9 protein-coding genes are annotated in these 10,453 nt (G+C 43.7%); 3 read left to right on the top strand and 6 right to left on the bottom strand.

The annotated features are described in order from the left end of the window. Nucleotides 1-32 precede the first annotated feature (32 nt). Entirely contained in the window at nucleotides 33-827 is a 795-nt protein-coding gene (locus AAEY79_RS12550; protein ID WP_352288587.1) for a hypothetical protein, read from the top strand. Nucleotides 828-1,178: 351 nt separating this feature from the next. Here AAEY79_RS12550 and AAEY79_RS12545 read toward each other — a convergent pair whose 3' ends face one another. From AAEY79_RS12545 to AAEY79_RS12530, 4 genes are all read right to left on the bottom strand, one after another. Then, nucleotides 1,179-1,730: a hypothetical protein gene (locus tag AAEY79_RS12545; RefSeq protein WP_201566170.1), complete on the bottom strand. Its 552-nt coding sequence runs from the start codon at nucleotides 1,728-1,730 to the stop codon at nucleotides 1,179-1,181. 84 nt (nucleotides 1,731-1,814) lie between these two features. Next, complete coding sequence (locus AAEY79_RS12540) at nucleotides 1,815-2,462, bottom strand: aminodeoxychorismate/anthranilate synthase component II (protein ID WP_352288584.1); 648 nt, start codon at nucleotides 2,460-2,462, stop codon at nucleotides 1,815-1,817. Between the two features lie 72 nt (nucleotides 2,463-2,534). Beyond that, on the bottom strand, nucleotides 2,535-3,953 hold the full coding sequence (locus AAEY79_RS12535; protein WP_352288581.1) for an anthranilate synthase component I family protein: 1,419 nt from the start codon (nucleotides 3,951-3,953) through the stop codon (nucleotides 2,535-2,537). 85 nt (nucleotides 3,954-4,038) lie between these two features. Next, a complete protein-coding gene (locus AAEY79_RS12530; RefSeq protein ID WP_102090498.1) occupies nucleotides 4,039-4,314 on the bottom strand; it encodes a Trp family transcriptional regulator in 276 nt (91 codons plus the stop codon). Nucleotides 4,315-4,831: 517 nt separating this feature from the next. Here AAEY79_RS12530 and AAEY79_RS12525 point away from each other — a divergent pair. Then, entirely contained in the window at nucleotides 4,832-6,907 is a 2,076-nt protein-coding gene (locus AAEY79_RS12525; protein WP_201566166.1) for a TonB-dependent receptor domain-containing protein, read from the top strand. Between the two features lie 162 nt (nucleotides 6,908-7,069). Beyond that, the gene (locus tag AAEY79_RS12520; protein ID WP_201583389.1) at nucleotides 7,070-8,404 is read left to right on the top strand and encodes a PepSY domain-containing protein; all 1,335 of its coding nucleotides are present in this window, start codon (nucleotides 7,070-7,072) and stop codon (nucleotides 8,402-8,404) included. A gap of 98 nt (nucleotides 8,405-8,502) precedes the next feature. On the opposite strand, the gene AAEY79_RS12515 is transcribed toward AAEY79_RS12520, so the two are convergent. Both AAEY79_RS12515 and AAEY79_RS12510 read right to left on the bottom strand, forming a co-directional pair. After that, nucleotides 8,503-9,273, bottom strand: coding sequence for an ABC transporter ATP-binding protein (locus AAEY79_RS12515; protein ID WP_201583387.1), 771 nt, complete (start codon nucleotides 9,271-9,273; stop codon nucleotides 8,503-8,505). Between the two features lie 76 nt (nucleotides 9,274-9,349). Then, nucleotides 9,350-10,435: an iron chelate uptake ABC transporter family permease subunit gene (locus tag AAEY79_RS12510; RefSeq protein WP_352288576.1), complete on the bottom strand. Its 1,086-nt coding sequence runs from the start codon at nucleotides 10,433-10,435 to the stop codon at nucleotides 9,350-9,352. Between the last annotated feature and the right edge of the window lie 18 nt (nucleotides 10,436-10,453).

Below are 10,453 nucleotides of genomic sequence, written 5' to 3'. Positions count from 1 at the left end.
GTATTCTTGGTCGAAAACAATAGATTAGTGAGGTGCTCTTCTTTTTTCAATCACTTTTAAAGTTGAGAGTGGGGTATGAAACGCTAAGCAGCATAGAAGATGCTGAACAAAGAGAGCAGGTGCATAAGCAGATTACTAGCAACGGTAAACTACCCCCTAACCGATTAGAAACGCTATCACTAGCATTTTTATTTGCATTTATACTCTTCGATGTATTGTATACCCGCTGCTGGATAAGAGATCTGAGCCTAGTGTGGCAGCCTGACTGGGTCAATGCGTGTATTGGTTGGGTACATAATAATTTAACGCTGCCACCAATTAATGAGAATAGAAAACTCTTTAATTTGTATTTTAGTGGTAATAGTGCAGATACTAAATTGAAGGAATATTTTGGAGATGAATGGGCATTTTTAGCATCTCCATTTGGTGATGCCGCAATGTTGTACCACTTTATCCGAGTGGTCATGTTTATTCCTATTTTAGCGGCATTGTCGATCGTATTGTGGAAGCCGTTAAGATGGCTGGGTATGCAGCAAATTGATCCCAGAAATATTCATAGCGTCATGTCTTTTTTACGCAGTTGCGCATGGTCGCTTATTTTTGCATTTTTTATGGCGATTGGCACGTGGGGGTTTTTAACCAATGCAAACTGGTTCACATTAGGTTTGATAGATCAAGAGGCATGGTTCGAGAACTTATATATCAATGGTTTATACCTATTTATCGTTTTCGGTATCCGTTTTTTTTATGGCTGGTTCGTTTTTTGGAAAAATAATTTTTTAAAATTCTTGGCAATGTTTCGAAATAAATATCGAACTCAAATATAATCAAAGCTACGGGTCTCGTCTTGCGTATACCCCAAGGGAACCAGATATTTCACCCTTCAAAACTATTAACAGACTGCTATAATGGAACCACTTATAACAGACCGTGTTTGATGACTCATAAATAGGTATTGCTGGTGCTAACATTGCCCAATACTGCGCGACCAATTTCACTAAAGCATAGACTTATGCAAGAGGTCTATTCTCAAAATAAGAACATGGCTTTAGTCAATCCACAAAAAATACTCTTCCATTCGAGCATTATTTTGCTGAATAAAACAGACTTTTTCAGCTTGGGTTCTGGGTTGATGCCGAGAATCTGCCCCGCAGTCCTTTGAACGCTCCCTTATCCATCTAACCTGATCTTTTTTTGAACGCATTCAGGCTATCTTGACCGTATACATTCTCTATGTCTTTTCCGACAAGTTTGTAGCTACTATTTAAATCTTTGTCAGAAGTTTTATATAAAGAATCAATGAGACCAGCTTGTGACGCTAATGGCAAATAAGTTGAATTTTCTTGGTAGGAAAAGGTCGCGCTATCTTCTCTCCATTGACTGCCTACCGTTATTTCCTTGTTTGATGGGTCTATAAATCCATTAAAGTCATTATCCTCAAAGCGATAGCCTTGGAATCTACAAGGCGTCACGCCATCTTTGCATAAGCTATGCTTGGTCTTAGCAGGATAAAGCTTTACGGCATAAGGTAATTTATTTTGCCTCTCTCCAAGCTGCTTTGTTTGCAACAATCGACCCAAATCAGGGGCAACCAGCAGCATATTATCGCAAGTCACACTGCCTTCTTCGCAATCTCGATATAGATTTAAGCGTTGACCTTGTATGTCCATACCTAGTATAAAGTTCGCTTTTATAGGCGTCACGGCTGAGCTAAAAGAAGCGCACAGCATTAGACTCGCAAATACACTTACACGGCATAGTCGTTGATATATCGGTAATCTGGATTTATTTGGGCCCAAGGCAAGCATGATAATTTATACCTGTAGCAAAAAATTCGTTAGCAAGCGCTTGGCACCTTCGGTGGCAAAAGACTCTGGGTGAAATTGTACCCCTTGGATGGGGTAGTCTTTATGCTGGAGTCCCATAATCTCATCACCTGCTAGCGCTGATTCTGCCAAGTTTAAGTCAACATGAGCGTCATTGGCGACGACAGCTGTCACAGTCAAGCACTCTGGTAGGGTATCTGCTTTTACCATCAGTGAGTGATAGCGCATGATTTCAATCTCTTGTGGTAAGCCTTGATAGACACCTGCGCCATCATGTCGAATCGACGAGACCTTACCATGCATCGGCACACTGGCGCGTACCACGTCACCGCCAAATACATGCGCGATGCCTTGTAAACCCAAGCAGACACCCAGTATTGGCGTCGTCTTACCCATCACTTCGATGACTTCGGCACAAATCCCAAAGTAGGCGGGGTCGTCAGGAGCACCAGGACCGGGTGAAATGATGATGCGGTCAAGATTCATGGCCTGTACATCTGCTAGGGTGATTTCGTTATTGCGTTTAACGATGACGCTGGCCTCTTTATCACTGTCTAAGGTTTGCAAAATCTCACCCACATATTGGTAGAGATTGAAGGTAAACGAGTCGTAGTTATCGATAATTAAAACATTCATGGGTCATAAACTCTTTTGTAAAAATAGTGCTAGGTAAAATATGGTCAATGTACACAGTACTTCTGGTAGCAATTATGATTGCATAAAGCTGTCCAACACGACTTTCATCGCCGACAGTTTACGCTGAATCTCTAAGTACTCATCGGCTGGATTTGAGTCATAAACATTACCGCCACAGGTCTGTGCATAGGCGGATTCGCCGTTGATGAATAGGCTGCGAATAGGAATAGCAAAGATACAATCGCCATTGAAATTAAACGATCCAAGCGCGCCGCCATAAGCACCGCGACCATCTGGCTCCAGCTCATTGATGACTTTAATCGCTTCAACTTTTGGTGCGCCTGACAACGTCCCAGCAGGGAAGTTACTGGCAAGGGCGCTAAACATATCTTCATTAGGATGTAAGATTCCGACGATTTCAGAAGAGATATGTTGCACGTGTGAGAAGCGTTTGATATCCATGAGGCTACGTACTTTTACTGTACCAAATCGAGCCACACGGCCGATATCATTGCGGTGCAAATCGACTAGCATATTGTGCTCGGCAATCTCTTTGGCATCGTTGAGCAAGGCGCGAGCAAGTTGACGGTCTTCGACGACATCAACGCCGCGCTTGGCTGTGCCTGCCAGTGGATACGTTTCCATCTCGCCTTGACGTAAGCGAAATAACAGTTCTGGTGACGCTCCAATGATGCACTGCTGGGCAAATTTCATAAAGTACATATGCGGTGATGGGTTGACCGCGCGCAGCTTTTCATAAATCGGCATCTTATCGCCCGCAATACGATATTTGGATTTAAATCCGACCTCACACTGAAAGATACGCCCCGAGATGATGTCTTCTTTGACTTGCATGACCGCTTTGGCATGCTCTTCTTGACTCATGCCATCACCCAAAAACGCAACCGTCGGCGGCTGATAATTTGGAATTGGCGCATCAAGTAAGGCTTTGATTTGCTCGATGCGGTTTTCTTGCTGCGCAGTCGGATAATAAAAATAGAAAATCTCACCGGTCATTTTATCGAGCGTCAAACCATCCAAATAGACGCCAAATTTAAACGGTTCAAAATCGTCGCTCGCCTTAGCATTAAGACTGGGCTCAAAGAAATTGACACTGTCATAACCCAAATAACCAACGAGACCACCGCTTTGGTCACGAGCAATGACGTGTTGCGGGGTAATTGTGCGCAGTAGCTCGTAAGGATTATCCGTTTGATAATGGCTTGTTTCAGCAGTTTTATTATCGGTAATCGCAAGCGTGTTGCGGTCTAATGCGGCGATAGTCGTCACAGGGTCAAAGCCAATCGCATGATGGCGCGAGATATGGCTGTCTTCACCCAATGATTCGAGCAAGTAGCAGGTATCAAACGCACTTTCAATACGTTTGAATAATGCAAAGAAATCGATATCTTGCGTCAGTTTGATACGTTGTGGTTTGCTCGGGATATCGATAGGAGTAAGTTTGGTCTGTGCGCGAGTACTAGAGGTCATAACAAAGTCCGAAATGGTTCAAATAAGTGTCGATTAATAAGTATAAGTTTCGTCAGTAAAAAGCTAGATAGTATCTTTCAAAGGGTTAAGAGCAGTCTCTATGTGTGGCCAGTAATGCGCTGACATCATGGCTTTGCTTGGCCTTGGCACCGCGAGAGACAGTGGCGATACCAACACCTAGTTGCTCAGAGATATCACGTTGGGTGATGCCACGATCTAGCAAGTCAAAAATCCGAATACGATTGGCGATGTCATGCTGTTCTTTATCCGTCAGCAGGGCACTGAGCAGCTTTTCGATATCTGTGCTATCAGTACAGTTGGTCAAATGTTTCACTAAGCTCTGATAAGGATCGGTAGTCATAATAGGTCATCTTAGCCAAAGAAAATAGATAAGTCGCTCATCGAGCAATTTTTCGCTGAGAACTATCTTGTTTCAGTATTCTAGTACAGTAGTACAAGAAAAACAAGTAATGAGTTAAGTGAATAACAGACTGCTATAAACGTGATAAGTTCTTACGCCTGACTACATATAGCCTTAATACAATAGCCTTAATACAAAGCCAGAATAATATTGAATGATTATTTTATAACCAGTATCGAAGCATTTTTATGCTCTCTCAGCATGTTTAGAGCTAAAATTGAGAATTTATTATATTAATTATTGCCAAAGTGTTAATACTTCGTTATTATGCCTCTCATTATTTAAACGCTAATCATTATCATTAACATTAATCATGTTATTCGCACAATAAGCTTAAGCGTTTTTAAGGTATTTAATCTTCTGGTAGGCACTATTTTAAGGGTTTTTCGATGATAGCCTTTAAAAATAATTCTAAACATTCTAATTTCTGAGAGTAAACCAAGTGAGTAAATGTGTTATGCGCGAAGTAAAGTTATCTAGTCAATTGACAGTATTGTCTATCGGTGTTGCCGCTGTATTGTGGACACAAGCTGCCAGTGCCGCAACGGCAGCAGATATGCCAAATACGACGTTGCAAACGATTACCGTGACAGCAAATAGCTCTGTCCGCGGTAGTGTACAAGAAGACTCTGTCTATATAGATGACTATACGCCAGCGGCACAAGCAAGCCATCTGAGCGATTTTCTGGACGTTGTACCAGGGGTAAGCGTGGGTGGCACCTCATCAGTCAACCAACGTATTCGTGTACGCGGGCTAGATGACACCAACCTAAAAGTTACGATTGATGGCGCCCGTCAAGAAGGCGCTTTGTTCTATCATATGGGCGATGTCACGATTGATCCGGACTTATTAAAACAAGCAGAGGTGTCGGTGGGCAATAACTCAGTGACGCTCGGTAATGATGCTATCGGCGGTGCGGTTGCTTTTGAGACAGTCGACGCGGCAGATTTACTTAAGCCTGGTCAAAAAGTAGGTGCTAAGCTGCATGCAGGCTATGGCAGCAACAATGATGAGCTGTTAACCTCAGCTACTGTATATGGTGCGCCAACAGAAAGTGTTGATTTGCTGGCTTATTATGGCAAACGTGATGCTAATGCTGGTGAAGACGGTAAAGGCCGTAAAATCCAAACGGAAGACAGCGAAGGCGAAAACATCCTATTAAAAGCGGGTGCTTATGTCGGTAGTGATCATCATGTAGGCGCTAGCTTTAGCCGTACCGAAAACAAAGGCAAGTTCCCATTGCGTCCAGATTTTCCTGCTGGTGGCTGGAACCCAATCATCCCGCAGGAAGTCAAACGCGATACCTATGCGCTTGACTATGCATATAGTCCTGCCAACCAGTTGGTCAATGTAGATGCCAATGTATATCAGACTAGCACGCAGATTTTGCGTAACTCTGATGGCATACCTGGGTTTGAGTTTGATGCAGAAGTCAAAACCACAGGCGGCAAAGTACAGAACACCAGTATCGTTGATAGCACTATTATCAACGGTGTGCCAGGGGTTCATAAGTTAATCGCTGGGGTTGAGCATTACAAAAAAGAATCTGAGATGGCGCGCGATTTTGGCAAGGCGAGCACCGATGAGGCGACCAACACTTCAGTCTATCTGGAAGACCAATGGCAAATGGGCAAGCTTAGTTTAACGCCAGGCGTCCGTTATGACCGTTATGAATCTCCAGAGTATGTATCGGCTGGCAAAACCTATGACAATGTCGTCGGTGCCTTGGCCGCCAGCTACGAAATTGCACCACGTACGCAAATATTTGCCAGTTATACACAGCTCTTTAACGGCCCAGACTTGAGCCAAGCTATCTTTAATGCCAATGGTCAAGATACCTTTGTTAATGAAAATCTAAAAGCGGAAGAAGGCGATAACGCAGAAGTCGGTATTACCACGACGTTGCGCGACCTGACCACAAGCGACGACGCACTACAACTGAGCGCCAAGTACTTTGAGACCAATATCGAAAACTATATCGAATTCGTCCGTGCAGGCAGTAATAGAGTGGGTTTAGACTGTGCGACCGGTCAGCTGGGCGGCAAATGCCAAGGGGTCATCAATAAAGACGAAGACTATAAAATCAAAGGCGTAGAGCTATCAGCCGACTATCGAGCAGATAACTTTAGCATGGGTCTCAGCTACGCTCGCGCCCGCAGTGAAGGCGATGATACTGGCTACAATATCTCATCAGTGAGCGGTAGTAGCTCTGAGTCTGGCGACAAGTATATGGTCAATTTGGCGTATCAGCCAACGAATACCACCGAGCTTGGCTGGCGCAGTACCTATGTTGCGTCAGTCACGCCAAAAGCTGAGACAGTACAGCCTAAAAAGCCTAACTATGATGTGCATGATATCTTTATGAGCTATACACCCACTCAAGTTGAAGGCTTAAAAGCCACGCTTGGCGTATATAACATATTTGATGAGACCTATGCCAGCCATGCCTCACGTAACAATGCTTTAGATGATAATTATACGGATTTTGAAATGGGACGTAATATCAAAACGTCTTTAACTTATCAGTTCTAATCTAGCTTATCGAATTTAAGTCTAATCGTACTTATAAAGTCAGCTGTCTTATACGGGAGCTGGCTTTTTATTGCCTACTAGCTTTTACATTGGCTGTAACAGCAATGACGTGCCAACTGATAAGTACCTACCAAAACAACAAATGACAAAGAACTAAGACTAATGATTTCATTCAATCCTCGTCAAGCTTGCCTATGGCTCCATCGTTATACTGGGCTTGCCATGGCAGCTTTCTTAATTATTACTGGTATTACTGGCACGTTATTGGCATTTCATGACGAGCTAGACGATATCTTTAACCATAAACTGGCTCAGGTTGAGAAACAAAACGCATCACATCTGCCTATTGCCGAGCTTCATGACAAGGTCATAAGTGCGTATCCACAATATGCTTTTTCTAGTATGCCAACCTCGATAGCAGCAGAGAGGTCGGCTGTATTTTCGGTAGATAGAGCACGAGGAAAAGCCGCCCAAAACCAATCAACAGCACCGTTTCAGCAAGTTTATGTCCACCCTTATACTGGCGATATCATTGGTACTCGTGATAGAGATGAGTGGGCATGGCACAACACCATGTGGAAAGTGTTTTGGTTACATCGCGATTTATTACTGGGTGATATTGGAAAATTGCTACTAGGGATTGTTGCGCTCGTGTGGACGATTAATTGCTTTATTGGTTTTTACTTAACGTTTCCTAGAGCGCTCAAGAAAAAAGCACAGAATCAAACCTCGCCTAAAAAACGTGCCTCCTTTTTGAAACGCTGGTTACCAGCGTGGAAAATTCGTACCAAAAGTAATATGTTTAAATTGAATTATGATCTACACCATGCTTTTGGATTATGGCTTTGGGGGATCTTGTTTATCATCGCGTGGTCGAGTGTTGGTTTTAACCTACGAGAGGTCTATCAACCTGTGATGCATGCTGTCGTAGGGCTTGAGGGAAGAGGTGAAAGACAGGAGAACTCAAGAAAACCATTAGAAAAAGCGGAGCAGGCGTCTGGTGCAGAAACGGCGACTAGGGTTAAGGCTGTAAACAATAAGGCTGTCGATGTCGAGGCTGTTGATGTGGTCAACAAAGCCAATAGCATTGCTTATTTAAGTGAGCAAGCAGACATCGCTGCCAAAAGTAAGGGCATGACAGTACAACAGCTATTGGGCGTACGCTGGGTAGAGGATGAAGGTCAATGGCAGCTGCGCTTTAAGACAGATAAGGATATTGGTAAAAAAGGCGGTGCATCATCCATCACGGTCAATGCAAAAACAGGTAGCGTTGAACATGTTAACTTCGGCTACCAGAACTCATCATTCGGCAGCAAAACCAATAATTGGTTGTTGACCTTACATATGGGTCATATTAGCCATGGCATCGGCCACTTACTGTATCAAATATTTTTAGCACTGGTCGGTTTGGCTGTGACGGTGTTGTCCATTACGGGCGTCTATCTGTGGTGGAAAGGTCGACAGCAACGACTTAAAGCAGCGCAAAAACTTAAATAGATGTTAAGACATAAAATTAATATGCTCAATATAGTGCTAGTACCAATGTGCTAGTAATATATTGAGTTTTTATTGCGTACTTGAATACGGTTTAGTTATTAAACCGTATCAACAATCACTGGACGACCCTGATGGCTTAGGACAGTGACATCGACGTTGTATAAATCTTTCATCGTCTCTTTAGTAATAACATCAGCAGGACGACCAACAGCCGTCACTTCTCCTGCTTTCATCGTAACCACTGTATCTGCAAATTGTGCTGCTTGATTGATATCATGCAGGACGATTACCACGGTTTTTTGCTGATTGTGGCTAAGCTGGCGTAGCTCACGCATCAGCCGACCAGCATGATACATATCTAGGTTGTTCAGTGGCTCATCGAGCAATAGATAGGGTGTATCTTGGCAAACAATCATGGCGATCAGCACGCGCTGACGCTGTCCACCTGATAGCGTTGACAAGAAACGCTCGGCAAGTGGCTCAAGCTCAAAGCGTTCGAGGATTTCCTGTACTTTTTGCTGATCGTCTGCGGTTGGTTGCCCTTGATGATAAGGATAACGACCAAACATCAGTAGCTCATGTACGCGTAGGCGTCCTTGCACATGATTGTCTTGTCCGAGCATAGCGACAGTTTTGGCCAGTGTGCGCGCCTGACAGCTGACAATGTCACGTTCCTCATTATCTACAGCGAAGCTCACCTGCCCAGATTGTAGCGGCTGCAAGCGAGCCATAACAGAAAACAACGTAGACTTCCCAGCACCGTTAGGCCCAATCAAAGCAATCACCTGCGCCGTTGGTAGAGACAACGTAATGTCATGCAAGATTTTTTGTTTGCCAATATGGTGAGAGATATTATTCAGTTTAATCATAGTCAGTCTTATTTAAAAAGTCTTAGGGTTTTCTCTATCAACAGCATCAGCTAAATAAACAATGTCGGCTAAGTAATCATAAAGAACGACGTTGAGACATAAATATCAATGCTAAGAACATCAATCCACCTGCTAGCTCTATCACGACGGACAACACGCCTGCCATATCTAGCACTTGCTCAAAGATAGTCTGACCCAGTACTAAGCAAATCATAGCGACCAAGCTGACCAATATCAGCCGCTCAGTGTGATACATATGTCGCGCGATACGATTGGTCAATGCGCAAACCAATAGACCAAAGAAAGTCACTGGACCGACCAGGGCGGTGGCCGTGGCAACCAGTACAGCGATGACAGTTAATAGACCAAATGCTAGACGCTGATAGTTGATACCAAGGTTGACGGCCTGTGCTTGTCCGAGCATCAACACATCGCATTGATAACGCCAGCGCCATACAAATATCGCGGTGATGGCACAGATAAATAAGCTGATGCCCAGCAGCTGAGGGTTGACCGTATTGAACTGCGCATAGCTAGCAGACTGTACGACCACAAAATCATCAGGGTTTATTAGCCGTGCAATGAGTGCTGATAAGCTGCGAAATAACACGCCAAAGATAACGCCTACTAATATTAGCCGCGTCAAATCCTGACTGCTTTTAGAAAATAATAGCTTAAATAATAATAAAGATGCCCCAAACATCAGGACAATCTCTAGCGTGAACTTGGCAATAGAATCGAGACTGGTAAAGCTAATCGCACCTAAAAAGAAAACCAGTAAGCTCTGCAACAGAACATAGAGTGAATCAAACCCGAGTAGGGAGGGCGTTAGAATTGGATTGTGAGTCAACGTCTGAAACAGTAGCGTCGACACGCCAATCGCATAGCCAACCACCATCAGTGCCAGCAGTTTTTTGCCGCGTAATGGTAGCGCAAAGTCCCAATAGCCATTGACATTGAGTGTCATAAACAAGGTCATCGAGATAAGTAGAATAATAGCTGCTATAGATTTTGGATGGGCAACTATCCATGCCCAAAGCTTTGCCAAATGACATTGTGCAGCGGCTGAATACTGACCATCTGTTGAAGATGAGTTATCTATCGCTGTGCTGGTTTTGGTAGCACCAGTCTTGGTAGAAGTAAGCTTAGTTGATGAGAACATACAAAAATCCTATGGTGC

The organism is Psychrobacter sp. GW64-MNA-CIBAN-0177, assembly GCF_040309585.1.
GTDB lineage: Bacteria > Pseudomonadota > Gammaproteobacteria > Pseudomonadales > Moraxellaceae > Psychrobacter > Psychrobacter okhotskensis.
The sequence above is the reverse complement of the archived record's forward strand: the minus strand, read 5'-3'. Positions and strand labels throughout refer to the sequence as shown.

Coding starts and splice junctions, on each gene's coding strand:
- AAEY79_RS12545 (WP_201566170.1), bottom strand. CDS start 1,730: ATGCTGTGCGCTTCTTTTAGCTCAGCCGTGACGCCTATAAAAGCGAAC.
- AAEY79_RS12540 (WP_352288584.1), bottom strand. CDS start 2,462: ATGAATGTTTTAATTATCGATAACTACGACTCGTTTACCTTCAATCTC.
- AAEY79_RS12535 (WP_352288581.1), bottom strand. CDS start 3,953: ATGACCTCTAGTACTCGCGCACAGACCAAACTTACTCCTATCGATATC.
- AAEY79_RS12530 (WP_102090498.1), bottom strand. CDS start 4,314: ATGACTACCGATCCTTATCAGAGCTTAGTGAAACATTTGACCAACTGT.
- AAEY79_RS12525 (WP_201566166.1), top strand. CDS start 4,832: ATGCGCGAAGTAAAGTTATCTAGTCAATTGACAGTATTGTCTATCGGT.
- AAEY79_RS12520 (WP_201583389.1), top strand. CDS start 7,070: ATGATTTCATTCAATCCTCGTCAAGCTTGCCTATGGCTCCATCGTTAT.
- AAEY79_RS12515 (WP_201583387.1), bottom strand. CDS start 9,273: ATGATTAAACTGAATAATATCTCTCACCATATTGGCAAACAAAAAATC.
- AAEY79_RS12510 (WP_352288576.1), bottom strand. CDS start 10,435: ATGTTCTCATCAACTAAGCTTACTTCTACCAAGACTGGTGCTACCAAA.